The 26,045-nt window shown below is 70.0% G+C and carries 24 protein-coding genes; 12 read left to right on the forward strand and 12 right to left on the reverse strand.

Annotated elements, in window-relative coordinates; all coding sequences use genetic code 11:
* The first annotated feature begins 79 nt into the window (after positions 1-79).
* Positions 80-1,831: a lysine--tRNA ligase gene (gene lysS / locus OG257_RS21930; protein WP_329215256.1), complete on the forward strand. Its 1,752-nt coding sequence runs from the start codon at positions 80-82 to the stop codon at positions 1,829-1,831.
* A gap of 71 nt (positions 1,832-1,902) precedes the next feature.
* Here lysS and OG257_RS21935 read toward each other — a convergent pair whose 3' ends face one another.
* The 3 genes from OG257_RS21935 to OG257_RS21945 form a co-directional block, all read right to left on the reverse strand.
* Positions 1,903-3,294 carry a DUF2637 domain-containing protein gene (locus OG257_RS21935; RefSeq protein WP_443054454.1) on the reverse strand — a complete coding sequence of 464 codons (1,392 nt, stop codon included), beginning with the start codon at positions 3,292-3,294 and terminating at the stop codon, positions 1,903-1,905.
* Between the two features lie 220 nt (positions 3,295-3,514).
* The gene (locus OG257_RS21940) at positions 3,515-4,336 is read right to left on the reverse strand and encodes a DUF3558 domain-containing protein (RefSeq protein ID WP_329209935.1); all 822 of its coding nucleotides are present in this window, start codon (positions 4,334-4,336) and stop codon (positions 3,515-3,517) included.
* A gap of 181 nt (positions 4,337-4,517) precedes the next feature.
* Positions 4,518-5,327 carry a DUF3558 domain-containing protein gene (locus OG257_RS21945; protein ID WP_329209936.1) on the reverse strand — a complete coding sequence of 270 codons (810 nt, stop codon included), beginning with the start codon at positions 5,325-5,327 and terminating at the stop codon, positions 4,518-4,520.
* A gap of 172 nt (positions 5,328-5,499) precedes the next feature.
* Between OG257_RS21945 and OG257_RS21950 the strand changes: the two genes are divergently transcribed.
* The gene (locus OG257_RS21950) at positions 5,500-6,693 is read left to right on the forward strand and encodes an RtcB family protein (protein ID WP_329209937.1); all 1,194 of its coding nucleotides are present in this window, start codon (positions 5,500-5,502) and stop codon (positions 6,691-6,693) included.
* A gap of 126 nt (positions 6,694-6,819) precedes the next feature.
* Here the strand turns inward: OG257_RS21950 and OG257_RS21955 are convergent, their stop codons facing one another.
* The 3 genes from OG257_RS21955 to OG257_RS21965 form a co-directional block, all read right to left on the reverse strand.
* Entirely contained in the window at positions 6,820-7,578 is a 759-nt protein-coding gene (locus OG257_RS21955; RefSeq protein WP_329209939.1) for an SDR family oxidoreductase, read from the reverse strand.
* 62 nt (positions 7,579-7,640) lie between these two features.
* Entirely contained in the window at positions 7,641-7,976 is a 336-nt protein-coding gene (locus tag OG257_RS21960) for a YnfA family protein (RefSeq protein ID WP_329209941.1), read from the reverse strand.
* A gap of 106 nt (positions 7,977-8,082) precedes the next feature.
* The gene (locus tag OG257_RS21965) at positions 8,083-9,549 is read right to left on the reverse strand and encodes an FAD-dependent monooxygenase (RefSeq protein WP_329209943.1); all 1,467 of its coding nucleotides are present in this window, start codon (positions 9,547-9,549) and stop codon (positions 8,083-8,085) included.
* A 107-nt stretch (positions 9,550-9,656) separates the two neighbouring features.
* On the opposite strand from OG257_RS21965, the gene OG257_RS21970 reads away from it, so the two are divergent.
* Complete coding sequence (locus tag OG257_RS21970; protein ID WP_329209945.1) at positions 9,657-10,232, forward strand: TetR/AcrR family transcriptional regulator; 576 nt, start codon at positions 9,657-9,659, stop codon at positions 10,230-10,232.
* A gap of 115 nt (positions 10,233-10,347) precedes the next feature.
* On the opposite strand, the gene OG257_RS21975 is transcribed toward OG257_RS21970, so the two are convergent.
* From OG257_RS21975 to OG257_RS21985, 3 genes are all read right to left on the reverse strand, one after another.
* Positions 10,348-11,097 carry a Mut7-C RNAse domain-containing protein gene (locus tag OG257_RS21975; RefSeq protein WP_329209947.1) on the reverse strand — a complete coding sequence of 250 codons (750 nt, stop codon included), beginning with the start codon at positions 11,095-11,097 and terminating at the stop codon, positions 10,348-10,350.
* Between the two features lie 132 nt (positions 11,098-11,229).
* Positions 11,230-11,766, reverse strand: a complete 537-nt coding sequence (locus OG257_RS21980) for a GNAT family N-acetyltransferase (protein ID WP_329209949.1) — start codon at positions 11,764-11,766, stop codon at positions 11,230-11,232.
* A gap of 40 nt (positions 11,767-11,806) precedes the next feature.
* On the reverse strand, positions 11,807-12,619 hold the full coding sequence (locus tag OG257_RS21985) for a helix-turn-helix domain-containing protein (protein ID WP_329209950.1): 813 nt from the start codon (positions 12,617-12,619) through the stop codon (positions 11,807-11,809).
* A gap of 83 nt (positions 12,620-12,702) precedes the next feature.
* Between OG257_RS21985 and OG257_RS21990 the strand changes: the two genes are divergently transcribed.
* A complete protein-coding gene (locus OG257_RS21990; RefSeq protein ID WP_329209952.1) occupies positions 12,703-13,275 on the forward strand; it encodes a TIGR03086 family metal-binding protein in 573 nt (190 codons plus the stop codon).
* Between the two features lie 832 nt (positions 13,276-14,107).
* On the forward strand, positions 14,108-15,610 hold the full coding sequence (locus OG257_RS21995; RefSeq protein WP_329209954.1) for a SulP family inorganic anion transporter: 1,503 nt from the start codon (positions 14,108-14,110) through the stop codon (positions 15,608-15,610).
* 98 nt (positions 15,611-15,708) lie between these two features.
* Here OG257_RS21995 and OG257_RS22000 read toward each other — a convergent pair whose 3' ends face one another.
* On the reverse strand, positions 15,709-16,293 hold the full coding sequence (locus tag OG257_RS22000; protein WP_329209955.1) for a hypothetical protein: 585 nt from the start codon (positions 16,291-16,293) through the stop codon (positions 15,709-15,711).
* A gap of 296 nt (positions 16,294-16,589) precedes the next feature.
* Here OG257_RS22000 and hemL point away from each other — a divergent pair, with 296 nt between their 5' ends.
* The 7 genes from hemL (at position 16,590) to ccsB (ending at position 24,242) form a co-directional block, all read left to right on the forward strand.
* Positions 16,590-17,897, forward strand: coding sequence for a glutamate-1-semialdehyde 2,1-aminomutase (gene hemL / locus OG257_RS22005; protein WP_329209956.1), 1,308 nt, complete (start codon positions 16,590-16,592; stop codon positions 17,895-17,897).
* Positions 17,894-18,589, forward strand: a complete 696-nt coding sequence (locus tag OG257_RS22010) for a histidine phosphatase family protein (RefSeq protein WP_329209958.1) — start codon at positions 17,894-17,896, stop codon at positions 18,587-18,589. The genes hemL and OG257_RS22010 overlap by 4 nt, the downstream gene beginning before the upstream one ends.
* A 176-nt stretch (positions 18,590-18,765) precedes the next feature.
* Positions 18,766-20,022: a hypothetical protein gene (locus tag OG257_RS22015; protein WP_329209960.1), complete on the forward strand. Its 1,257-nt coding sequence runs from the start codon at positions 18,766-18,768 to the stop codon at positions 20,020-20,022.
* Positions 20,023-20,089: 67 nt separating this feature from the next.
* Entirely contained in the window at positions 20,090-20,695 is a 606-nt protein-coding gene (locus OG257_RS22020; RefSeq protein WP_329209961.1) for a TlpA family protein disulfide reductase, read from the forward strand.
* Positions 20,696-20,726: 31 nt separating this feature from the next.
* Positions 20,727-21,464, forward strand: coding sequence for a cytochrome c biogenesis CcdA family protein (locus tag OG257_RS22025; RefSeq protein WP_329215258.1), 738 nt, complete (start codon positions 20,727-20,729; stop codon positions 21,462-21,464).
* A 4-nt stretch (positions 21,465-21,468) separates the two neighbouring features.
* A complete protein-coding gene (gene resB / locus OG257_RS22030; protein WP_329209963.1) occupies positions 21,469-23,163 on the forward strand; it encodes a cytochrome c biogenesis protein ResB in 1,695 nt (564 codons plus the stop codon).
* A complete protein-coding gene (gene ccsB / locus OG257_RS22035; protein ID WP_329209964.1) occupies positions 23,160-24,242 on the forward strand; it encodes a c-type cytochrome biogenesis protein CcsB in 1,083 nt (360 codons plus the stop codon). The genes resB and ccsB overlap by 4 nt, the downstream gene beginning before the upstream one ends.
* A 53-nt stretch (positions 24,243-24,295) precedes the next feature.
* Here ccsB and OG257_RS22040 read toward each other — a convergent pair whose 3' ends face one another.
* Positions 24,296-24,745: a nucleoside deaminase gene (locus tag OG257_RS22040; RefSeq protein ID WP_329209966.1), complete on the reverse strand. Its 450-nt coding sequence runs from the start codon at positions 24,743-24,745 to the stop codon at positions 24,296-24,298.
* A complete protein-coding gene (locus tag OG257_RS22045) occupies positions 24,742-26,043 on the reverse strand; it encodes an aldehyde dehydrogenase family protein (protein ID WP_329215261.1) in 1,302 nt (433 codons plus the stop codon). Before OG257_RS22045 ends, OG257_RS22040 begins: the two co-directional genes overlap by 4 nt.
* Positions 26,044-26,045 lie beyond the last annotated feature (2 nt).

Below are 26,045 nucleotides of genomic sequence, written 5' to 3' on the forward strand. Positions count from 1 at the left end.
GCGTAAAGCCGTTTTCGCGCTGTGGGCGGTACCTGGGAGAATGGGCGGTGCCCCTATGAGTCCTACACGAGAGAAGGACGTGCCGACCGTGGCTCAGAGTCAGAGCAGCACCGAGACCGACTGGGTCTCCCGCTTCGCGGACGATGTCATCGCCGAATCGGAGCGACGTGCGCCTGGCAAACCGGTCGTCGTCGCGTCCGGCCTCTCCCCGTCCGGCCCGATCCACCTGGGCAACCTCCGCGAGGTCATGACCCCGCACCTCGTCGCCGACGAGATCCGCCGCCGCGGCCACACCGTGCGGCACCTGATCTCCTGGGACGACTACGACCGCTACCGCAAGGTCCCGAACGGGGTCGCGGGCGTCGACGCCTCCTGGGCCGAGCACATCGGCAAGCCGCTGACCTCGGTGCCCGCCCCCGCCGGGTCCGCGTACCCGAACTGGGCCGAGCACTTCAAGGCAGCCATGACCCAGGCGCTGGACGAGCTCGGCGTCGAGTACGACGGCATCAGCCAGACCGAGCAGTACCAGGCCGGCACGTACCGCGAGCAGATCCTGCACGCCATGAAGCACCGCGCCGACATCGACGCCGTCCTGGACCGCTACCGGACCAAGAAGGACGGCGCCGCGGGCGGAAAGAAGCCGCAGCAGAAGAAGGTCGACGAGGCCGAGCTGGAGGCCGCCGAGGGCTCCGGCGCGGCGGACGAGGACGACGGCAGCGGCAACACCGCCGGCTACTTCCCGTACAAGCCCTACTGCGGCAACTGCGAGAAGGACCTCACCGTCGTCACCTCCTACGACGACGACTCCACCGAGCTGAACTACACCTGCTCGGCCTGCGGCTTCGCCGAAACGGTCCGGCTGAACGAGTTCAACCGCGGCAAGCTGGTCTGGAAGGTCGACTGGCCGATGCGCTGGGCCTACGAGGGCGTGATCTTCGAGCCCAGCGGCGTGGACCACTCCTCGCCGGGCTCCTCCTTCGTCGTCGGCGGCCAGATCGTGCGCGAGATCTTCGACGGCGTCCAGCCGATCGGACCGATGTACGCGTTCGTCGGCATCTCCGGCATGGCGAAGATGTCCTCCAGCAAGGGCGGCGTGCCGACCCCGGCCGACGCGCTGAAGATCATGGAGGCGCCGCTCCTGCGCTGGCTGTACGCCCGCCGCAGGCCCAACCAGTCCTTCAAGATCGCCTTCGACCAGGAGATCCAGCGGCTCTACGACGAGTGGGACTCCCTGGCCCGCAAGGTCGCCGAAGGCTCGGTGCTGCCCGCCGACGCCGCCGCGCACGCACGGGCCATCGGCACGGCCGCCGGTCCGCTCCCCAGCACCCCGCGCCCCCTGCCTTACCGCACGCTCGCATCGGTCGCCGACATCACCGCGGGCGCCGAGGACCAGACGCTCCGCATCCTCAGCGAGCTCGACCCGGAGAACCCGCTCACCTCGCTCGACGAGGCACGGCCCCGGCTCGACCGCGCCGAGAACTGGATCACCAGCCAGGTCCCGGCCGAAGCCCGCACCATCGTCCGCGACGAGCCGGACAAGGAGCTGCTCGGCTCCCTCGACGAGAAGGCGCGCGAGTCCCTGCGGCTGCTGCGGGAAGGACTCGACTCGCACTGGTCGCTCGACGGGCTGACCACGCTCGTCTACGGCGTGCCGAAGGTCCTCGAGGGGCTGGAGCCCGACGCCAAGCCGACGCCCGAACTGAAGGTGGCCCAGCGGTCCTTCTTCGCGCTCCTGTACCGGCTGCTGGTCAGCCGGGACACCGGGCCGCGCCTGCCCACGCTGCTGCTCGCGGTGGGGGCGGACCGGGTACGCACGCTGCTCGGCGCGTAGAGCCGGGGACAGACGAAAGAACCGGGCGGGCCGCTGGACGGCCCGCCCGGTTCTCTGCTGCGCGGGGACCCTCAGGCGATGTGGTCCGCGGCCATCTCGTTGTCGAAGCGCTGCTTGAAGCCGGGCAGCAGTCGGCGGAGCAGGGCCGCACTGCGCGGATGACGGACGTTGTGGCCGTCCGAGAGGTGGATGTCGAGCACCTCGGCGCTCGGGTAGTCCTGGTGCTGATGCGTGTACGCGGTGAACACGTCGTACGCGATCTCGCTGAACTCGATCTCGGCCTCGGCCCATTCGGCCGGGTCCGCCTCCGGAGCGTCGCCGAGGGACTCCTGCGGCGTGCGCCGGGCCACCGGGGCCTCGGCGCGGGCTGCCTGCTGCTCCTGGTGAGGGGCGGGCTGCTCCTCACCGGGCTGCGGTTCCGCGCTGCGGGGGTGCGGGAACGCGCCGATCGTCCCCACATTGCCCAGCGGGCGGGTCCGGCCACCGGGCCCCGAGGGGATCATGACCGGGGCGGGCTCCAGGCCGTCCACGTACGTGGGGTTGTACGCGCCCTCGTACGCCTCCTGCGGCGCCGCGAACCACGGGCTGTCGTGCGAGCCGGGGCCCTCCGCCGGCCACTCGCCCTGCTCATCGGGCTGCTGCTCCTGAAGCTGGTCCTGGAGCTGCTGCGGGTGCTGCTGCCGGTGCGCGGCGGGCTGCTGCTCCGGCCCCTGCGGGGCGTAGGGGAGCTGGGGCTGCTGCCCCGCCTCGACGGCTGCGGCGGGGGCCGGCGGCAGGAGGGCCGGTTCGATGCCCGCGGCGGCGAGGCCGGCCGGAGCGGTCTCGGCGAGCGGAACACCGTACTTCGCCAGACGCAGCGGCATCATCGACTCGATGGGCGCCTTGCGGCGCCAGTTGCGGCCGAACCGGGCCTGCAGACGGGCCTGGTAGATCAGCCGGTCCTGTTCGAGCTTGATGACCTGCTCGTAACTGCGCAGCTCCCACAGCTTCATCCGGCGCCACAGCTTGAACGTGGGTACGGGGGAGAGCAGCCAGCGGGTGAGGCGCACGCCCTCCATGTGCTTGTCGGCCGTGATGTCCGCGATCCGGCCGACGGCGTGCCGGGCGGCCTCGACGGAGACGACGAACAGGATCGGGATCACCGCGTGCATCCCGGTGCCCAGCGGGTCGGGCCACGCGGCGGCACCGTTGAAGGCGATGGTCGCCGCCGTCAGCAGCCACGCGGTCTGGCGCAGCAGCGGGAACGGGATGCGCATCCAGGTCAGCAGCAGGTCCAGTGCCAGCAGGACGCAGATGCCCGCGTCGATGCCGATCGGGAAGACGATCGAGAACTGGCCGAAGCCCTTCTCCTCCGCGAGCTCGCGCACCGCGGCGTAGGAGCCTGCGAACCCGATCGCGGCAATGAGTACAGCACCGGCGACGACAACCCCGATGAGTACGCGGTGCGTGCGTGTCAGCTGCATTGCGGCCACCCGCGTTCCCCTCCCGACTTCGAATGGACCGGCCCTGCTTCGGCATCCGGCGCGGCCACAGCCTGGCACATGCGTGCGAGTGATGTTGCGCGGGGAGGGGGCGAAGCCCGGTCCTCGGTGAGGACCGGGCTTCGCAAAGACGCCTCTGCGCAGGTGTGTTCGTGTCCGGGCCGGGCTTGGGTCACGAGGTGGTGTCGGCCGACCCGGAGGACTACCGGGAGGTCTTGGCCGAGGTCTTGGCGGACGGCTTGGCCGAGGCCTTGGCAGCCGGCTTGGTCGAGGCCTTGGCGGACGGCTTGGCCGAGGGCTTCGCCGTCGCGGCGGCCTCGCCCTTGTCCGCGGCGACCGCTGCGACCGCTTCCTTGGCCGCCGTCTGGGCGTCCTTCAGGATGTCGGCGGCGGAGGGTGCCTTGGCGCCCGCGTAGCCCGCGCCGTTGTAGGTGAGGGTGACGACGACGTTGCCCGTACGGGCCACGATCGTCGCGTACTTGAAGTCCTCACTCGTCTTGGTGAGGTCATAGGTGACGGCGGTCGCTTGCTCGCCGATACCGGCGGCGGGCGCGGCCGAGACCTTCTGGGCGCCCTCGGTCGCCTGCGCCTTGGCGATCTGCTTCGTGTAGTCGTCCGTCGCCCGCTTGGCACCGCTGCCGAGAGCGTCGTCCGACTCGAAGCGGGTGAAGCCGACGTCGAGCCAGCGGTACTGGGAACCCTTGACGCCGTTGTCGTCCAGACCGTTCCAGGAGCAGCTGCCGCGGGTCGCGGTGTCGCTGGACCGGCCCGGTGTGCCGCCCTTGTTCTTCGTCTTCGGAACCAGGTTCTCGATCGTCTTCTTGCCGATCGACGCACAGGCGTCGGGCAGTGCGGCGAACTTCGCGGGCTCGACGCTCGGCTGCGACTTCTTCGCACCCGGGGAGGTGGAGGAGCCCGAGCCCTTCGTGTCGTCGGAGTCCGACGAGCAGCCGGCGACGACGAGCATCACCGGAACAGCGGCGCAGACGAGTATGCGGGACAGTCGCGGGGCGGATCGGTGCATGGTTCCTTCACTCGGACGGCACGGCGGTCTCGGTCGTGCGGATGGTCGGGCGGGCAGGTGCGGCGGCCTGGCCGGCCGTCGTACCGAAGGGCCACGGTACGACGGACGGCGGCCGGATGCCGCCTCGGTCGCATGCCCCGGGGAAGCACGGTACGGCCCCGGCGGGGCCGCCGGACCCGGGCTACTCGCTGAGGGTCTCGGCCAGCTTCCGGGCCAGGGCCTGGGCCTTCTCCTGGAGTTCCTTGCTGTCGGGAACCTCGGTGACGAGGGCGGACTGCTCGGTGTACTCGATGGTCACTATGACGTTCGATGTGCGGAATACCACGCTCACGGTGCGGTGCTGTGCGGTGGAACCTGCCCTGGTGAGCGCATCGTCCAGAAATGCGGCGTCGGCGAGGCCGTCGAGCAGGCGTGGCCGCAGGTCCTCGTCGGAGCCGGTGGAGGGGGCGGACGGGGTCGGAGGCGTGCCGGAGGCCGACCCGCCGGGGGAACCGGAGGGGGAGCCGCTGGGCGTTCCGCCGGGCGAACCCGTGGGCGTCCCGGACACGGTGCTGCTCGGCCCGCCCGACAGCCCGGCGGCGCTCTCCTTCTTCGTGTACACGTCCTGGGCCCGGGTGTCGTCGCTCACCGCGGGGTCGTACGACACGACGCGCTCGAAGTCGATGGACAGATTCCGGGACGCGTCCGGGGCGTCCGACTTCCAGCGGCAGCCGACCTTGCGGTCGGTGTCGAAGGTGACGGAGGCCGTGCCCTCGTACACCTTGTCCTGCTGCTCCTCCGGCAGATCGGCGGCGCCCGGCAGCAGGTCCTTGAGGGTGGAACGCGGCACCGCGCTGCAGGATTCGGGCAGAGTCCGGTACTTGCCCGGGGGCGCGGCCGAGACCGTCGGGCTGCCGGGCTTGCTGTCGGCGGCGGGGTCGTCGGCGCCGGAGCCGGCGCTGCAGCCGGCGACGAGCGCTGCGAGAAGCGCGACGCCGGGTACGTACGCCATGTGTCGCACGGTCCCAGGCTCCCTTCGGTACGAAAACAGGTTGCCGCTCGATGGCGGCCGATGGACACAATGTGTATCGCACGCGCCGCTGTGAATGCCGGTCGGCCGACCTGTTTGCCGACCTCGGCACCGGTTTTGCGCTTTGAATCTTTTTCGGGGGAGTTGAGGGGTTATGTCGTATGTAGAGGTGCCGGGTGCGAAGGTTCCCATCCGTATGTGGGCCGACCCGGCTTCGGTCGAGGACGTCGCGATGCAGCAGCTGCGGAACGTGGCCACGCTGCCGTGGATCAAGGGTCTGGCCGTCATGCCGGACGTCCACTTCGGCAAGGGCGCGACCGTCGGCTCGGTGATCGCGATGCACGGAGCGGTCTGCCCGGCCGCGGTGGGTGTGGACATCGGCTGCGGAATGTCCGCGGTGAAGACCTCGCTCACGGCCAACGACCTGCCGGGGGACCTGTCGCGGCTCCGGTCGAAGATCGAGCAGGCGATCCCGGTGGGCCGCGGAATGCACGACAGCATCGTGGACCCGGGAAGGCTGCACGGATTCCCGACGGCGGGCTGGGACGACTTCTGGTCGCGGTTCAACGGGATCGCCGATGCGGTCAAATTCCGGCAGGAGCGCGCCACAAAGCAGATGGGAACGCTCGGAAGCGGAAACCACTTCATCGAGTTCTGCCTCGATGAGGAGGGATCGGTATGGCTGATGCTGCACTCCGGATCTCGGAACATCGGCAAGGAGCTCGCCGACTTCCACATCGGGCAGGCGCAGAAGCTTCCGCACAACCAGGGCATCATCGACCGTGACCTGGCAGTTTTCATCGCGGACACCCCGCAGATGGCGGCGTACCGCAACGACCTGTTCTGGGCGCAGGAGTACGCGAAGTTCAACCGCGCGATCATGATGGGGCTCTTCCAGGACGTGGTCCGGAAGGAATTCAGGAAGGCGAAGGTCACCTTCGAGCCGGTCATTTCCTGTCACCACAACTATGTGGCGGAGGAGCGGTACGAGGGCATGGACCTGCTGGTCACGCGGAAGGGCGCGATCCGTGCCGGCTCGGGTGACTTCGGGATCATCCCGGGTTCCATGGGCACCGGTTCGTACATCGTGAAGGGGCTGGGGAACGCGAAGTCGTTCAACTCCGCCTCGCACGGCGCCGGGCGGCGGATGAGCAGGAACGCCGCGAAGCGCCGCTTCTCGACGAAGGACCTGGAGGACCAGACGCGGGGCGTGGAGTGCCGGAAGGACTCCGGCGTCGTGGACGAGATCCCGGCTGCTTACAAGCCGATCGAGCAGGTCATCGAGCAGCAGCGCGACCTCGTCGAGGTCGTCGCGAAGCTGAAGCAGGTCGTGTGCGTGAAGGGCTGAGCCCGGATCCCCGAACGCAGAACCGAGCCCGACCGAGCCCCCCGGACCGCCGCTGTGCGGTCCGGGGGGCTCGGTCGTGCGGGCGCGCTGCTCGCCCCGGCACCGGCCTGCTGCCGCTCGCCGGCCTCAGAGTGTGCGGTGGACCTTGGAGTTGGAGGCCTGGGCGCGGGGGCGTACCACCAGCAGATCGATGTTGACGTGGCTGGGGCGGGTGATGGCCCAGGTGATCGTGTCGGCCACGTCGTCGGCGGTGAGCGGGGCGTCGACGCCTGCGTAGACCTTGGCCGCCTTCTCCGTGTCGCCGCGGAAGCGGGTGGTGGCGAACTCCTCGGTCTTGACCATGCCGGGCGCGACCTCGATGACGCGGACCGGGGTGCCGACGATCTCCAGGCGAAGGGTCTCGGCCAGGACGTGCTCGCCGTGCTTGGCCGCGACGTAGCCGGCGCCGCCCTCGTACGAGGAGAGCGCGGCCGTGGAGGAGAGGATCACGACCGTGCCGTCGCCGCTCGCGGTCAGGGCGGGGAGCAGGGACTGGGTGACGTTCAGGGTGCCGATGACATTCGTCTCGTACATCTGGCGCCAGTCGTCGGGGTCGCCGGTCGCGACGGGGTCGGCGCCGAGGGCACCGCCCGCGTTGTTGACGAGGACGGCGAGGGAGCGGAACGCGGTGGCGAACTCGTCGACCGCGGCGCGGTCGGTGACGTCCAGGGCGTAGGCCGTTGCCTGGTGGCCCGCCTCGGTCAGCTCGGCGGCGAGCGCCTCTATGCGGTCCTTGCGGCGGGCGGTGAGCACGACGCGGTATCCGGCGGCGGCCAGCTGCCGGGCGGTCGCGGCGCCGATGCCGCTGCTCGCGCCGGTGATGACGGCGATGGGGGTGGCGGCCATGGCGAACTCCTCGGACAGTTGATCGGTACGGCCAAGGATAGGCAGTCGGCCTGAGCGCGGATTCAGTGGTTGCGGGGTGCGTACATGATCAACGCCATGCCGGCCAGGCAGACCAGCGCGCCGATCACGTCCCAGCGGTCGGGGCGGTAGCCGTCGGCGACCATGCCCCAGGCGATCGAACCGGCGACGAACACCCCTCCGTACGCGGCGAGGATGCGGCCGAACTCCCCGTCCGGCTGGAGCGTCGCCACGAAACCGTAGGCGCCGAGGGCGATGACGCCCGCGCCGATCCAGATCCAGCCGCGGTGCTCGCGCACGCCCTGCCATACGAGCCAGGCGCCACCGATCTCGAAGAGCGCGGCAACGGCGAAGAGTGCGACGGAACGGGCGACCAGCATGGGAGCAGCGTTTCATGGCAGTCGGCAGGCCGGCGCAGTGCGGGACGGGACCTGGCCGCAGCGGGCCGCGGTGAGGTGCCGGGTGCCGTGTTCCGTTCCCCAGCGGTCACCGGGCTATGGCATGACGCAGTGTTTCGGGGTCGGGGTGCTCGCCGGCCCAGGCGATGTATCCGTCGGGGCGGACGAGCAGCGTGGTGGTGCGGTCTCCCGTCCAGTGCGCGTGGACGAGTGGGGCCGGGGTCTTCGGGGTGGGGGCGTCCGGGGGTGTGACCAGGGTGAAGGCGCCGTCGCCCAGGAGGTCGTGGAGCCGGCCTTCGCGGAGCTGCAGGTCCGGGGCGCGGGTGCCCGTGAGGCGGTGGCTGCCCCGGGGCGCGGGGTAGGAGATTCCGATGCCGGTGATCATCCCGATCGCCTTGTCCGAGGCCGGCCGTACGACGGACAGCAGGCGGGTGACGGCGGTGCGTACGGCCCGTTGCAGCGGGGTCCTGGCCATGGCGAGGCGGATGATCGCGCCGCTGGCGCGGAGGACCTTCGCGCCGACCGGGTGCCGTTCGGCGTGGTAGCTGTCGAGCAGTGCTTCGGGGTCGGCCGAGTGCCCGTGGAGGACGGCGGCGAGCTTCCAGGAGAGGTTCGCGGCGTCCTGGAGCCCGGTGTTCATGCCCTGGCCGCCCGCCGGGGAGTGGACGTGGGCGGCGTCGCCGGCCAGGAAGACCCGGCCGGTGCGGTAGGCGGGCACCTGGCGTTCGTCGCTGTGGAAGCGCGAGATCCAGCGGGGGTCGTGCATCCCGTAGTCGGTGCCGAACGCGAGGCGGGCGGTCTCGCGCAGTTCGTCGAGCTCCACGGGCTCGCTGTCGGAGGCCTGCCGGGTGCGGTTCCAGCCCATGACCCGGTACCAGCCGTCGCCGAACGGGGCGATGAAGGCGAAGGCGTCCCCCACGCCGTTGACGGTGAGGAGGCTCGGGGGTTCCTCCGCGAGGCGGACGTCGGCCAGGACGATGGACCTGATCACGGATTCGCCCGGGAAGGGCAGCCCGAGGGTGTGCCGGACGGCGCTGCGGACTCCGTCGGTGCCGACGAGGTAGGTCGCTTCGAGGGTGGAGCGGGTCCCGTCGGTGTCCTGTATCTCGGCGGTGACCGTGTCCCGGTCGGCGGACTGGCTCAGGCCCAGAAGCTCCGTCCCGTACCGGAAGGTCACGCCCGCTGTGCGTGCGCGGCGCTCCAGCAGGCGTTCCACCTCGTACTGCGGGGTGATGAGGAGGTACGGGAAACGGGTCCGCAGCCGCGACAGGTCGAGCGAGAGCCTGCCGAAGAGCCGCAACCGGGTGAGGAGGGTGCCGGTCGCGATCAGCTCGTCGGCGAGGCCGCGGGTGCCGAGCAGTTCGAGGGTGCGTGCGTGGACGGCGAAGGCGCGGGTCATGTTGCCCGTCTCCTGCGGGCGGCGCTCGACGAGGGTGACCGACAGCCCCTGGGCGGCGAGGTCGCCCGCCAGGAGCATGCCCGTGGGTCCAGCGCCCACGACGAGTACGTCGAGGGTGCCGGAGGTGCTGGATTCGGTGCTGGATGTGCCGGTCATGACGGCCTCCCGATGCCACGTGCCAACGGTTGTGGGTCAACGCTTGTTGGCAAACATAGAACCTGCGGATATGGCATGTCAACATGTGTTGGCCTACGATTGTTGGCATGACAGCGCAAGCCCCCTCGTCCCCGCGCCGCTCGGACGCCACCAAGGCCGCGATCCTCGAAGCCGCACGCGAGCGTTTCGCCGCCGACGGGTACGAGCGCGCCACCATCCGCGCCATAGCCCGTGACGCGCGCATCGACCCGTCGATGGTGATGCGGTACTACGGTTCCAAGGAGGGGCTGTTCGCCGCGGCGTCCGAGATCGATCTGCGGATTCCCGGTCTGGGCGCCCTGCCGGGACAGCACATCGGCGCGGTCCTCGTCGAGCATTTCCTGGACCGCTGGGAGCAGGACGACGTGCTCACGGGCCTGCTCAGGGTGGGTGTCACCAATGAAGCGGGAGCCGAGCGGATGCGGGCCGTCTTCGCCGAACAGCTCGGGCCGGTGGCAGCCGGCGTCTGCCCCGACCCGGCCGATGCGCCGCGCCGTGCGGCGCTCGTCGCCTCGCAGATCCTGGGCATGGCGCTCGCCCGGTACGTCCTGCGCATCGGGCCCGCCGTGGCGATGTCCCGGCAGGAGATCATCGGCTGGCTCGCACCGACGGTCCAGCGCTATCTGACGGCCGAGCAGCCGTAGGAGCCGCAGCTGTAGGAGCACGCAGCCGTAGAAGCGGGCAGGCGGCCGGCCCGGGAGCCGGCCGTAGGAGGCGGTGTGCGCAGGAACGGACAGCCCTGGTGTCCGGACGCGGCGGCTACGCGGTCGGCGCCTCGTTGCGGAGCTCGCCGAACTCGCGCACGGCGTCCGCCACGACGGCCTCCAGGCGGGCGTGGTGGGCGCCCCGCCAGTACACCCGCCCGCAGTCCGCGCACTGCGCGAACACGTCGTAGGTCTCCTGCGTGCCGTGCTCCAGACGGGCGCTCACGGAGTCCTTGTCGGCCTGTGCGAGCTGCCCGTTGCAGGCGGTGCAGCGGGTCCACGGTGCGAGTACCGGCGCGAAACGGCCCAGGACGTCGCGGAGCTGCTCCTCCGGGCGGTCGCTGTAGATGTACGCCCCCGCCCAGATCTCCCGCCGTCTGAGCAGCCCCCGGTCGCGGGAGAGCAGGACCCGCTGCTCCTTCGCCGAGAGGGCCGCCAGCGCGGGGTCGCCGATGTCCTTGCTCTCGTACGCCGCGTCCACGCCCAGGAGCCGCAACCGGCGTGCGAGCGTGCCCAGATGGACGTCCAGAAGGAAGCGGAGCGGCGCACCGGGGACCTGCTGCGGGCGCTGCACGGCCCGCACCTCGACCAGCTCGCCCGGACCGGGGATGTGTGAGACGGGCACGGAGCGGCCGTCGACGAGGAGCTGTCCGGCCTCGGTGAGCGGGATGCCGAGGGATTCCACGACGTGTCCCAGGGTCGAGGAGCCGTCGGTGATGACGCCGGTGCGCCCCTGCCGGCGCTCGTGGGCGACGAAGAGCCGCAGTTCCGGGGCTACTTCGAGGGCGATCTCGGGTCCGTTCACCTGGCCAGGATGCCATTGCGCGGGGCGCGGCAGCGAGAGGTTTCCGGGGCGCGCGGACGCGGGTCGGCGGACAGCGCGGTTCAGGAGGCCGCGACGCGGGCCGGCGGCGGGCCCGAGTCGGAGTGGCCGCGGTCAGCGGTCCGGGTGCAGGTCCAGCCGCCAGTCGTTGGCCACCATCGGGCGGCCCGGCGGGTACTCCAGGTCGCACATGCCGAGGAGCACGAAGCCCGCCTTGCGGCACACCGCGTTCGACGCCGCGTTGGCGACGGACGGGAAGGCGTGCAGGAAGCGGTGCTTGTGCTCGGCCCGTGCCTGTTCGGCAACGGCGTTCGTGGCGGTCGTGGCGATGCCGAGCCCCTGGAAGCCGGGGAGGACCGCCCATCCCGTCTCGTACACCTGCTCGCCCTGCCAGGTCGTCTCCCAGAAACCGATCGTCCCCACACCCTCGCCCGTTCCGGCCAGGGCGATCCGGAACATGCGGCCCTTGCCTGTCCGGTCGGCGCTCAGTGCCGCGTACCGCTCGTGGCGGGCTTCGAGCTGCTCCTGGGTCTCGGGACCGCCGAGATGGTCCATCAGTTCGGGGGCGTTGGCCAGGCGGAGCAGTTCGAGGTCATCGTCCGACCAGGGCTCGATCCGCAGGGGCGCAGGGACCGGTGGCGTGCGTTCCATGGGGCGACTGTAGTGCGCGGCTCCGACAGCGGGCCGAGTGTCAGTGGGGCGCGAAAGCCGTCGGCGGCACGCCGACCGTCGCCGTGAAGTCCCTGACCAGGTGCGCCTGGTCGCTGTAGCCGAGATCGGCGGCGAGCGCGGCCCAGTCGGTTTCCGGGTCCGTCCCGGCGCGCTGCAGTGCTTCGTGGATGCGGTACCGCAGGATGACCCACTTGGGCCCGACGCCCACGTACGTGGAGAAGAGCCGCTGCAGCGAGCGTGCCGACAGGCCCTCGGCACGGGCCAGCTCATCGACGCGGAGCAGCGAGCGGTCCGTGCGTACGAGTTCGACGAGCGCCATCGCACGCTCGGCCTGCGGGTCCGGCGGAGGCACGAGCAGCAGCAGGCAGGCATCGAGTGCCGCGACCCGGGCGTCCTCCTCGGCGGGATCGAGAACGGCGCCGACCTCCGGTGCGGCGAGCACCTCCTGGGCCGGGAGCCGCTGCCCGGTCCACGCCGACACGGGCCGCTCCGGTGCGAACGGCCGGAATCCGCCGGGCCGGAACTTCACGCCGCAGACGCGCCCCCGGCCCTCCAGCCGCTGGCTGAACAGTCCCTGAACGATGCCGACGACTTCGGCGAAACCGGCCCGTTCCGTCCTGCTGCCGGACTCGTGCCGCTGGAGGACGAGATGGACCGACGGGTGGGGGACCACATGCGAGGTGTAGGGCTCCGTGAGGTCCCAGTCGATCAGCCAGTAGTGCTCCAGCCACGGGCGCAGCGCGGGGGCGGGTTCGCGCAGACGGAACTGCACGCGGGTGAACAGGTCGGGGGCGTCGACGATGCCCCGTGTGTCGCGTGCGGGTCCGGCCATGGTCGGGATCCTATGGCGAGCCCCCGGCGCACCTGTCGCGTTTCTTCAAGACGGCGTGGCCGGCCGGGGGCATCGTCGGGAGCATGAAGAAGATCAGTGAACTTCTGGACGTTTCCGCCGCACAGGCCTGGCCCGTCGTGCGGGGGATCGGTGACGAGGACCTGGCGGCCCCCACACCGTGCAGAGAGTACGACGTGCGGGCCCTGCTGAACCATCTGTTCCTCGTGGTCGCCAACTTCCGCGCCCTGGCGGCCCGGGAGCCCGTCGACTTCAGCCGGACGCCGGATGTCGTCACGGGCGACTGGCGCGACAGGTTCGGGGACGGGACGGCGCGGCTGGTGAAGGCCTGGGACGAGCCGGGTGCTGAGGACGGTGTGGCCGGAGGCATGGGGCTCCCGGCCAGAACGGTGGGGCTCATGGTGCTGGGGGACCTGACCGTGCACGCCTGGGACCTGGCGCGGGCGACGGGCCAGGACTTTGCGCCCGACCCGGCCGTGGTGCGGGAGTTGGGCCCGGGGCTGGCAGCGATGGCGCCGCAGGCCCGGGAGATGAAGGTGTTCGGCGAGCCGTTCCCCGTACCGCCCGAGGCAGGAGCCTTCGAGCAGGTCCTGGCTGTGACGGGCCGCGATCCGGGCTGGCGCCCGCCCCGGCCGTGACCTCGCAGGCCTCATCGGCAGACACCTCCGCCGCCGGCTGCCGCATGCCCGGCGGGCTGTCGTAGAAACGGCCGAGAGAGGCGTACGCGCGGTCGACGATGCCCTCGGCCCGCGTCAGCAGGTCCTGTTCGGCGAGACGGGCCGCGTGACGGGTGTACGGGGACGGCGGAGCCGGATGCCTGCGCCGCCACCAGCAGTCGCACGCTGCGTGGATGCCGCAGGCGAAGGCCAGGAACGGGATGGACAGGGCCAGCAGAATGTTGCCCATGCCGGGCCTCCTCCGACGTCGATGCCTCTTGCATCGGCACAGCCGGCGGGGTGGCTGGAGATCCTTCTTCGGACAATGAATGGCTGGATGGGGGCGTGACCTGGGCGGGGCAGGCCCCCGCCCGTCCCACGAGCGGCGCGGCTCGCCTGCCGTGAGGTCCTCGTCACGGGCGGGGAGCGGATCACGCCCGGGAAGCGTCCCGCCGTACGGGGTGAAAGCGGGAACCCAGCGGCTCCAGCGGGCTCGGGATGCCTCCGGAACGCACCGGCGTGCCCATGATCCACTCTGGCACGCCGGCCGGGAACGGTAGAGTTGCTGAGCTCCCAGGCGCGGGACGGGGCCGACGATGCCCCCGGCGGAATCCGGTGCCCGGGGAGTTGCGGGCCGCGGCCGGCGAAGCCTCTCGCCGCGAAACTCCGCCCCGACAGCAGCCCTCGGTGCTGCTGCCCCCGAGACTTCCGTCCGCCGCAGCGGACGATCCGCGGAATGCCGTCCGGGCTCCGCGGTCCACGCATGTCCCACGGTGCTGCCGGGCGTGCCCGAGTACGACAGGTGTCGCTCCCCTTGCCCTCTTCCGTACGTTCCGCGGCCGGCCTGCTGCGCGGTCACCGCCCGTCCTGGCTGTCCCCGAAGGTCTTCCGGACGGAGGCCCTGGCCGGCCTCGTCGTGGGCCTGGCGCTGATTCCCGAGGCGATCTCGTTCTCGATCATCGCCGGCGTCGACCCCGCGGTCGGTCTGTTCGCCTCGTTCACCATGGCTGTCGTCATCTCGTTCGTCGGCGGCAGGCCCGCGATGATCTCCGCCGCGACGGGGGCGGTGGCGCTGGTCATCGCCCCCCTCAACCGCGAGCACGGCTTCGGCTACCTGGTCGCGGGCGTCATCCTGGGCGGCGTCTTCCAGGTCGTCCTCGGGGCGCTCGGGGTCGCCAGGCTGCTGCGGTTCGTGCCCCGGAGTGTGATGGTCGGCTTCGTCAACGCGCTGGCCATCCTGGTCTTCATGGGACAGGTCTCCGAGATCACCGATGTCCCCTGGCCGGTGTATCCGCTGGTCATCGCCGGGCTCGCGATGATGGTGCTCTTCCCGAGGATCACCAGGGCGGTCCCGGCCCCGCTGGTCTCCATCATCATCCTGACCGTGATCACCGTCGCGGCCGGCATCGCGGTCCCGACGGTCGGTGACAACGGTGAGCTGCCCTCGTCGCTGCCCGTGCCCGGCCTGCCGGATGTGCCGTTCACCCTGGACACACTGACGACGATCGCCCCGTACGCGCTGGCCATGGCGTTCGTCGGCCTGATGGAGTCGCTGATGACGGCGAAACTGGTGGACGAGATCACCGACACCCGTTCCAGCAAGACCCGCGAGTCCATCGGCCAGGGCATCGCCAACATCGTGACCGGGTTCTTCGGCGGCATGGGCGGGTGCGCCATGATCGGCCAGACCATGATCAACGTACGGGTCTCGGGTGCCCGCACCCGCCTGTCCACGTTCCTCGCCGGTACGTTCCTGATGATCCTGTGCATCGTTTTCGGGCCGGTCGTCTCCGACATCCCGATGGCGGCCCTCGTCGCGGTCATGGTCATGGTGTGCTTCGCGACGTTCGACTGGCACTCCATCGCGCCCAGGACCCTCAAGCGGATGCCCGCCGGTGAGATCACGGTCATGGTCATCACGGTGGTCTGCGTGGTCGCCACCGAGAACCTCGCGATCGGCGTCGTCGTCGGTTCGGTCACCGCGATGGTCATCTTCGCCAAACGGGTCGCCCACCTCGCCGACGTCACCGCGGTCACCGACCCGGACGGGAGCCGGGTCGTCTACTCCGTCACCGGCGCGCTCTTCTTCGCGTCGTCCAACGACCTGGTCGGGCGGTTCGACTACGCGGACGACCCCGACGAGGTCGTCATCGACCTGACCGCCGCGCACATCTGGGACGCCTCCTCGGTGGCGACCCTGGACGCCATCACCACCAAGTACGAACAGCGCGGGAAGAGCGTGGAGATCACCGGGCTCAACGAAGCGAGTGCCCGCATCCACGAATCGCTCAGCGGCGAGCTGACCGGCAGCCACTGACGTCTCGGGCCGCGGTGGTGCGGCGCTCGGCCGGGAGCAGGCCGGCCTCCTTGGGCTTCTTCACCGGAGGGCCGTCCATCGGCTGGTAAAAGGCCAGGTCAGGGCCAGACCAGGCAGTACGCCTGGTGCCCGGCGTCATGCAGCCGGTGGGAGAAGTCCTGCCACTCGTGGAGCAGCTGGTACACGTTGAACGCGTCGCGCGGGCCACCGCGGTCCGGGACCGTGGACCAGATGAAGGCCGCCGCGCCGACCGACTCCTCGCCGACGTCCCGCAGCGGGTCGACGACCGTCATCGGAAGCTTGACCACCGCGTAGTCGGGGTGGAGCACGACCAGTTCCAGCGGGGGGACCTTGTTCAGGGGTATGCCCTGTATGCCGGTGAGGACCATGGCCGCCACCGTCTCGGGCTTGATCTTGCTGAACATGCCGCCCATGCCCAGTTCGTCGCCGCCCAGCTCCTCCGGGCGCATCGAAATGGGCACACGTGCGGCAGTGGCGCCGTCGGGGGCACCGAAATACTTGTAGGTCACCCCCACCAGTCCACTGCTCCTGCTCCCGGGATCCCGGGCGTTACCCGCCTGGGTGTCCCGTACGCGTTCGCCCTCGCGCCGGTGCCGCCCTCGTCGGGCAGGCTCGGGCCCCAGGTCGTCGGTCCCTTCGCCCACTCCGCCACCGCGATGCATATCTCATCCACCCGACTACTTCTTAGGAGACACAGCCCCCGCCGCGCAACCCGATCATCGTGTCAGTGACCTCCCCCACGAGCGTGCGGTGAAACACCTGTCCGCAAGACCGTCGGTGCCTCTGACACCATGGCATGTGTGAGCTTTCCCTATGACGCCCCAGTTTCGCAGACGCGAGGAGACTGAAGCCCTTTCGTTGTACGAGCCTCATACGGGGAGAGCGCGCTCCCTGCTCACCGGTGGGCCGAGAATTCCGGCCAGACCCCCCGAACCTCGAATCGCAGATCAGGACCAAAGTGGCGTATTCATACGAAGCCCCAGTTTCGCAGACGCTTTTCGACCGTGCGTCCCTCGTGACGCCCGGCGGCGTGAACTCTCCCGTGCGTGCCTTCCGGGCCGTGGGCGGTACGCCCCGGTTCATGGTGTCCGGTACGGGTCCGTACCTCACCGACGCCGATGGCCGTGAGTACGTCGACCTCGTGTGTTCGTGGGGGCCGATGATCCTCGGCCACTCCCACCCCGAGGTCATCGCGGCCGTCCAGGACGCGGTCGCCCGGGGTACCTCGTTCGGTACGCCCGGTGAGGGCGAGGTCGCGCTCGCCGAGGAGATCGTGGCCCGGATCGAGCCCGTGGAGCAGGTGCGGCTGGTGTCCTCGGGCACCGAGGCGACCATGTCCGCCATCCGGCTCGCCCGCGGGTTCACGGGGCGCGCGAAGATCGTGAAGTTCGCCGGGTGCTACCACGGGCACGTCGACGCGCTGCTGGCCGCAGCCGGTTCCGGTGTCGCCACCTTCGGCCTCCCTGACACGCCCGGTGTCACGGGCGCCCAGGCGGGCGACACGATCGTGCTGCCCTACAACGACCTGGAGGCGGTACGCGCCGTGTTCGCCGCGCAGCCGGGCGAGATCGCGTGTGTGATCACCGAGGCGTCGCCGGGCAACATGGGCGTCGTACCGCCGCTGGACGGCTTCAACGCCGGGCTGAAGGAGATCTGCGCGGCCGACGGTGCGCTGTACATCTCCGACGAGGTGATGACCGGTTTCCGTACGTCCAGGGCCGGCTGGTACGGCATCGACGGGGTCCGCCCCGACCTGATGACCTTCGGCAAGGTCATGGGCGGCGGCTTCCCGGCCGCGGCCTTCGGCGGCCGTGCCGATGTGATGGCGCACCTGGCCCCCGTCGGCCCCGTCTACCAGGCGGGCACCCTGTCCGGGAACCCGATCGCCACCGCTGCCGGCCTCGCCCAGCTGCGGCTGCTCGACGACGCGGCGTACGTGAAGGTCGACGCGGTCTCCGCGGAGCTCCGGGCGCTGGTGGGCGAGGCGCTCACCAAGGAGGGTGTCGCGCACACCGTGTCCGCGGCGAGCAACATGTTCTCCGTCTTCTTCACCGACGAGCCGGTGCGCAACTACGAGGACGCGAAGAAGCAGGAAGCTTTCCGCTTCACCGCCTTCTTCCACTCGATGCTGGAGCAGGGCGTCTATCTGCCGCCCTCCGCGTTCGAGTCCTGGTTCGTCTCGACCGCCCACGACGCGCGGGCGGTCGAGCGGATCGCCGCAGCCCTGCCCGCCGCCGCACGTGCCGCATCGGAGGCCACCGCATGAGTGAGACCAGCGCGCGCAGCAAGGACATCACCGTCGTCCACCTGATGCGCCACGGCGAGGTGCACAACCCGGAGGGCGTGCTCTACGGGCGGCGTCCCGGCTACGGCCTCTCCGACCTCGGCCGCCGGATGGCCGACCGGGTCGCCGAGCACCTGGACAAGCGCGACATCACCCATGTCGTCGCCTCGCCGCTGGAGCGCGCCCAGGAGACGGCCACCCCGATCGCCAAGTCGCACGGCGTGGACCTGGCCGTCGACGAGCGGCTCATCGAGGCGGCCAACGTCTTCGAGGGCAAGACGTTCGGGGTCGGCGACGGCGCGCTGCGCAAGCCGGACAACTGGAAGCACCTCACCAATCCGTTCAAGCCGTCCTGGGGCGAGCCGTACGTCGAGCAGGTCGTACGGATGATGAGCGCCCTGGACGCGGCGCGCGACGCCGCCCGCGGGCACGAGGCGGTGTGCGTCAGCCATCAGCTGCCGATCTGGATCGTGCGGAGCTTCGTGGAGCGGCGCAGGCTGTGGCACGACCCGCGCAAGCGGCAGTGCACGCTGGCCTCGCTCACGACCTTCACGTACCAGGGCGACAAGATCGTGTCCGTCGGGTACACCGAGCCGGCCCGGGACCTGGTGCCCCCGCATCTGCTCGCGGGGGCGAAGCCGGTGAAGGGGAAGTCCAAGGCGTTCGGGGCATAGGGCCCCGTACGCCCCGGGCGTCACTCCTTCGCGGCCGCGTTATGTGCAGCACCTGTAAGGGTCTGATCACGTAACAACTTTTGTGATTATCAGCGGAACCGTCGTGTTGCTTTCCTCATCTAAGCCTTCGCCAGTTTGTATGGGCTTGAGGTAAAACGACCGCAGATGGGGACGCTATGCGTGAGATCAACCGAAGGGGCCTGCTCGGGGCGGGGCTCGGCGCCGCAGCCGCTCTCTCCATGAACGGCTGCGGCACCCTGGGGTCGTCGGACAGCGGGCGTTCCGGTCCCGAGAAGATCCCCAAAGGCGACAAGGGAACGCACGGGAACGGCGGAGGCTCCCCCAAGAAGAACATCAGGCTCATCGGTGACGGTTCCACCGCCGATACCGGAAAGCAGCCGAATCAGCCCGCCGCCCCTGTCCCGCTCGAACCCGGCCAGAAACCGCCGCAGTTCGTGATCTTTTCCTGGGACGGGGCGGGTGAGGTCGGCAACGGTCTCTTCCCCCGCTTTCTCGAAATCGCCGAGGAACACAATGCCGGGATGACCTTCTTCCTCTCCGGGCTGTATGTCCTGCCCGAGTCGAAGAAGTCCCTGTACCGCCCGCCCAACAACCCCAGGGGCGCCTCCGACATCGGTTACCTCACCGACGACCACGTCAAGCAGACCCTGAAGTACGTCCGCCAGGCCTGGCTCGACGGGCACGAGATCGGCACGCACTTCAACGGGCATTTCTGCGGCGGTTCGGGATCCGTCGGCAACTGGTCGGCCGAGCAATGGCAGAGCGAAATCGACCAGGCGATCTCCTTCGTCACCGAATGGCGGACGAACACGGGCTGGACAGACGTCGATCCACTGCCGTTCGACTACCGGAAGGAACTCGTCGGCGCCCGTACCCCCTGTCTGCTCGGCCAGGACAATCTCCTGCCGACCGCGAAACAGCTGGGCTGGCGCTACGACGCGAGCTCGCCCGGCGGCCGGCAGATGTGGCCGGAGAAACGCCAGGGGATCTGGGATCTTCCGCTGCAGGGCGTGCCGTTCCCCGGCCACAGCTTCGAAGTTCTCTCCATGGACTACAACATCCTCGCCAACCAGTCGATGAATTCGACCAACGGCATGCCCGCGCGCTATCCGGGCTGGCGCACCCAGGCCACCGGCGCCTACCTCGCCGGTTTCGATCGCGCCTACGAGACGAACCGCGCGCCTTTCTACATCGGCAACCACTTCGAGGAGTGGAACGGCGGAATCTATATGGACGCCGTCGAGGAAGTGATCAAAAAGATCGCGGACAAGCCGGATGTGCGCCTCGTCTCCTTCCGGCAGTTCGTCGACTGGCTCGACGTGCAGGACCCGGCGGTGCTCGCGAAGCTTCGTACCCTCGAGGTCGGCCAGTCGCCGGACGGCGGCTGGAACGCCTTCTTTAAACAGGCCTGACAAGGGGCTTTACGGGCATCGAGGGGGGTGCGGAAGATCCCTGGAACTGCCATGCGAAACTTTTCACATGAGCTCTGGCCGCGCATCCCGACGCCGCTTCACCCTGCTCGCCGCCACAGCAGTGGCCGGTGCACTGACGCTGTCCGCATGCAGCGGTGACGGCACCAAGGCCGGCGGTGGCGGCAACACGAACTTCGTCACCGGCAGCGGCGGCATTTCCACGGTGGCCAAGGGCGAACGCACAAACGTACCGAAGCTCGACGGCACGACCCTGGACGGCAAGGCTCTCGACATCGCCGACTACAAGGGCAAGGTCGTCGTCCTGAACGTCTGGGGATCGTGGTGCGCCCCCTGCCGCGCCGAGGCCAAGCACTTCGCGAAGGTCGCCCAGGAGACCCAGGACGAGGGCGTCCAGTTCGTCGGGATCAACACCCGGGACCCGCAGAAGGCCGCCGCGATCAATTTCGAGCAGGACTACGGCGTCACCTACCCGAGCCTCTTCGACCCGACCGGCAAGCTCCTCCTCCGCTTCCCCAAGGGCACCCTGAACCCGAAGGCGATCCCGTCGACCGTGGTCGTGGACCGCGACGGGAAGATCGCCGCCCGCACGCTCGCCGCCGTCGACGCCGAGAAGCTGCGCGAGATGATCGACCCGTTGATCGCGGAGAAGTGATCCGGTGCTCCAGCTCGCCGCGACCACCGGAATGAACGAGACGGTCTTCAGCGGGGCCCTTCTGGTCGCCCTGCCCATCGCCCTTCTCGGCGGACTCGTCTCCTTCTTCTCGCCGTGCGTCCTGCCGCTCGTGCCCGGCTACCTCAGTTACGTCACCGGGGTCAGCGGCACCGATCTGGCGGAAGCCCGGCGCGGCCGGATCGTCGCAGGCGCCTCGCTCTTCGTCCTCGGATTCACCGCGGTCTTCGTCTCCGGCGGCGCGCTCTTCGGCTACTTCGGCGACCGGCTCCAGGAACACAGCGAGGTGCTCTCCAAGGTCCTCGGCGTGCTGATGATCCTCATGGGGATCTTCTTCATGGGGCTGATGCCGTGGATGACGCAGCGGGAGTTCCGCATCCACAGGAGGCCGGTGACCGGGCTGGCGGGCGCACCCGTGCTCGGCGCCCTCTTCGGGATCGGCTGGACCCCGTGCCTCGGCCCGACGCTCACCTCGGTCAGCATGCTGGCGATCGACCAGGGGACCGCGGGGCGCGGGGCGGTACTCACCGTGGCGTACTGTCTCGGACTCGGTATCCCCTTCGTGCTGGCAGCGGTCGCCTTCCGCAAGGCACTCGGCGCGTTCGGCTGGGTCAAGCGCCACTACGTATGGGTCATGCGCATCGGCGGCGGCATGATGATCGCGACCGGCGTGCTCCTCCTGACGGGCGCCTGGGACGTGCTCATGCAGGAGATGCAGGTCTGGTCCAACGGCTTCACTGTGGGGATCTGAGTCCATGAGCAACACGAACACCAAGGAAGAGCGCGACCTCGGCGAGGCCGGAGCACAGCTCTCCACCGCCCCGCGCGAGGAGTCCGCCTCCTCCGTACCCGCGATGGGCGTCATCGGCTGGGCCCGCTGGTTCTGGCGGCAGCTCACCTCGATGCGGGTCGCCCTGATCCTCCTGTTCCTGCTGTCGCTCGGAGCCATCCCCGGCTCGCTGATCCCGCAGAACAGCGTGGACGAACTGAAGGTGCAGACCTTCAAGGAAGCCCACACCACGGTCACCCCGGTCTACGAGGCGCTGCAGTTCTTCGACGTCTACAGCTCGGTGTGGTTCTCCGCGATCTACATCCTGCTGTTCGTCTCCCTCGTCGGCTGCATCGTCCCGCGCACCGGCCAGTTCGTCGGCCAGCTGCGCGGCCGCCCGCCCGGCGCCCCGAAGAAGCTGACCCGGCTGCCCGCGTACACCACGTGGCGCACCGACGCCGAACCCGAGCAGGTCCGCGAGGCCGCCCTCGCCATCCTGCGCAGGCGCCGCTTCCGCTCGCACACGGTGGGTGACGCCGTCGCCGCGGAGAAGGGGTATCTGCGCGAGGCGGGGAACCTGATGTTCCACATCGCGCTGATCGTCATGCTGGTCTCCTTCGCCGGAGGACAGCTCTTCAAGTCCGAGGGCGGCAAGCTCGTCGTCGAGAACGACGGCTTCTCCAACACGCTCACCCAGTACGACAACTTCAAGTCGGGCTCGCTCTTCGACACGGACGAGCTCACCCCGTTCAGCTTCACGCTGGACGACTTCGTCGGTACGTACGAGCGCAGCGGCCCCCAGCGCGGCACACCCCGGACCTACGAGGCCCGGGTGACCTACTCCGAAGGCACGGACGGCGCGCCGAAGAAGAAGGTCATCGAGGTCAACAAGCCGCTCGTCGTGGACGGCACCAAGGTCTACCTGAACGCGCACGGCTACGCCCCGGTGATCTCCGTCAAGGACGGCAAGGGCAAGGAGGTCTACAGGACCGCCGTGCCGCTGCTGCCCATCGACAACAACGTCACCTCGACCGGTGCGATCAAGGTGATGGACGGCTATCGCGGCGCCGACGGCAAGAAGACCCAGCTGGGCTTCCAGGCGTTCTTCGTCCCGACGTTCGCGGGTGACGGCCAGGGCACGATGTTCTCCCAGTTCCCCGGCGCCGACTATCCGGTCCTCGCGCTCAACGGCTACTACGGCAGCCTGGGCGTCGACTCGGGACTGCCGCAGAACGTGTACCAGCTCGACACGTCCCAGATGAAGGAGTTCAAGGACAGCAACGGGGACAAGCTCAAGCAGCGGCTGCGCCCCGGCGAGTCCATGAAGCTGCCCGGCGGAGCGGGCACGGTCACCTTCGAGAGCGTCGAGGAATGGGCCAGCTTCCAGATCTCGCGCCAGCCCGCCAGCGGCTGGGCGCTCACCGGCGCCATCGCCGCCATCGCCGGACTCGCCGGGTCGCTCTTCATCCAGCGGCGCCGGGTGTGGGTGAAGGCCGTACGGGGAACGGACGGCGTCACCGTCGTCGAGATGGCCGGCCTGGGCCGCAGCGAGTCCGCGAGGCTTCCCGAGGAGCTGGCCGGTCTCGCGGTCGCGCTCAACACCGAGGCGCCCACGGCGCCCGATCCCGATCCCGAGCCCGAACAACCTTCCGAAGAACCTGCTGAAGGGGCTGAGAAGTGAGTCTCGCCGCCGCAACCAACGAGAATCTGGCGAACATCAGCAACACGCTGATCTATTCGTCGATGGCCGTCTACACCCTGGCCTTCTTCGCGCACATCGCGGAGTGGGTGTTCGGCAGCCGCAGCAAGGTCGGCCGTACGGCCGCCGCGCTGACCGGGTCCGACACCGCGGGCCCCACGGTGAAGGCGCAGGCCGCGCAGAACGCCGGCGGTACGGCCGTGCTGGACCGCCCCAGGATCGTCACCCGCTCCGCCGCGGGCACCCGGGACGTCCCGGACGGCCCCGGAGCCGCGGGCGGCACGTTCAAGGGCGACCTGTGGGGGCGGATCGCGGTCTCCCTGACCGTGGTGGCCTTCGCCGTCCAGGCCGGCGGAGTCGTCGCCCGGGCCGCGTCGGTGCAGCGCGCCCCCTGGGGCAACATGTACGAGTTCTCGATCACCTTCTCCACCGTGGCGGTCGGCGCCTACCTCACCCTCCTGGCGCTGCGGAAGAACGTCCGCTGGATCGGTCTGCTGCTGGTCACCACGGTCCTGCTGGACCTCGGCATCGCCACCACGACGCTGTACACCGACAGCGACCAGCTCGTGCCCGCGCTGCACTCCTACTGGCTGTGGATCCACGTCTCCACGGCCATCATCTGCGGTGCCGTCTTCTACCTCGGCGCCGTCGGCACGCTGCTCTACCTGTTCCGCGACAGCTACGAGAACAAGCTCGCGGGCGGCGGCACCCCCGGAAAGTTCGCGGCCTCCGTGCTGGAGCGGCTTCCCTCGGCGAAGTCCCTGGACACCTTCTCGTACCGCATCAACGCGGCCGTCTTCCCGCTGTGGACGTTCACGATCATCGCGGGAGCGATCTGGGCGGGCGACGCCTGGGGCCGCTACTGGGGCTGGGACCCCAAGGAGGTCTGGTCCTTCATCACCTGGGTCGCGTACGCCTGCTACCTGCACGCCCGCGCGACGGCCGGCTGGAAGGGCCGCAAGGCCGCCTACCTGGCGCTGATCGCCTTCGGCTGCTGGCTCTTCAACTACTACGGCGTCAACATCTTCGTCACCGGCAAGCACTCCTACGCCGGAGTCTGAGCACAGCACGAAGGGCGCGGTCCGCACCTGCGGACCGCGCCCTTCGTGCTTCCTCATTCCTCGCCGATGTCCTCGTGCCACAGCTCCGGACGGTCCCGGACGAACGCACGCATCAGCGCGACGCACTCCGGGTCGTCGAGCAGCACGATCTCCACCCCGTGCCCGGCCAGCCAGTCGTGGCCGCCGTGGAAGGTCTCGGCCTCGCCGATCACCACCCGGGAGATCCCGAACTGCCGGACCAGACCGCTGCAGTACCAGCACGGCGAGAGCGTGGTCACCATCGTCGCGCCCCGGTACGAGCGCTGCCGCCCGGCCGCCCGGAACGCCGCCGTCTCCGCGTGCAGGGACGGGTCGCCGTCCTGGACACGGCGGTTGCGGCCCCGGCCCAGCAGGGTGCCGTCCGCCCCGTACAGCGCGGCGCCCACCGGGACGCCGCCCTCCGCGAGGCCCTCCCGGGCCTCGGCGAGTGCGACCGCCAGCCAGTCGGCGTACGGAGGGCTCACCGGGCCAGCGGGGTGTCGAGGACGGCCTTGCGGTGGCTGAACGTCTCCAGGGAGTACCGGCCGTGGTAGTTGCCCATCCCGCTCTCGCCGACCCCGCCGAACGGCAGGTCGGACACGGTCAGGTGGGCCAGCGGCAGGCCCATGCCCACCCCGCCCGAGGAGGTCTCGGCCAGCAGCCGCTCCCGTACGGCGGGGGAGTGCGTGAAGGCGTACAGCGCCAGCGGCTTGTCGCGGTCGTTGATGAAGCCGATGGCCTCGTCGAGCCCGTCGACCGTCACGATCGGCAGTACGGGGCCGAAGATCTCCTCGCCCATGACGGGTGCGTCCGGAGCCACATCGGCCAGCACGGTCGGCGCGATGTACTTGTCGGCACGGTCGTGGGTGCCGCCCGTGACCGTACGGCCGGAGTCCAGCAGCCCCACCAGCCGGTCGAAGTGGCGCTCGTTCACGATCCGCCCGTACTCGGGGTGGGTCGAGGCGTCCTGTCCGTACAGCCCCTCGACCGCCGCCGCGAGCGCGTCCGCCAGGGCGGGCGCGGTCTCCGGGTCGGTCAGGACGTAGTCGGGGGCGACGCAGGTCTGGCCGGCGTTGAGGAACTTGCCCGCGGCCAGCCGTGCGGCCACCGTCGTCAGATCCGTGTCGCGGTCGACGAAGACGGGCGACTTGCCGCCCAGTTCGAGAGTGACCGGGGTGAGGTTGCGGGCGGCGGCGGTCATGACGATCCTGCCGACCGCGCCGTTGCCGGTGTAGAAGATGTGGTCGAAGCGCTCGGCCAGCAGCGCGGTGGTCTCCGGGACGGCACCCTCGACCACGGCGACCGTGTCGGCGTCCAGATACTGCGGCAGCAGCCGGGCCACGGCGGCGGAGGTCGCGGGCGCCAGCTCGCTGGGCTTGGCGACGACGGTGTTGCCCGCGGCCAGCGCGCCGGCCAGCGGAGCGAGCAGCAGCTGCACCGGGTAGTTCCAGGGCGCGATGACGAGGACCACGCCCAGCGGGTCCTGCACGGTGTGGGCGGTGGCTCCGGCGAGTGCCGCCGGTACGGGGGCGGGTTCGGGCCGCAGCCAGCCCTCCAGCCGCTCCAGGGTGTGGTCGATCTCGCGGACCGTGAAGTCGATCTCGGTCCGGTAGGCCTCCTTGCGGCTCTTGCCGAGGTCGGCACGGAGCGCCTCGGCCAGCTCGTCACCCGACTCGGTGAGCAGGGCGCGCAGCCGCCTCAGCTGGGAGGTGCGATGGTCGAGGCTCTTGGTGCGTCCGGTACGGAAGGTGGCGCGGAGGCGGGCGACGACCTCGGCAGGCATCT

It is taken from the genome of Streptomyces sp. NBC_00683, assembly GCF_036226745.1.
Classification (GTDB): domain Bacteria; phylum Actinomycetota; class Actinomycetes; order Streptomycetales; family Streptomycetaceae; genus Streptomyces.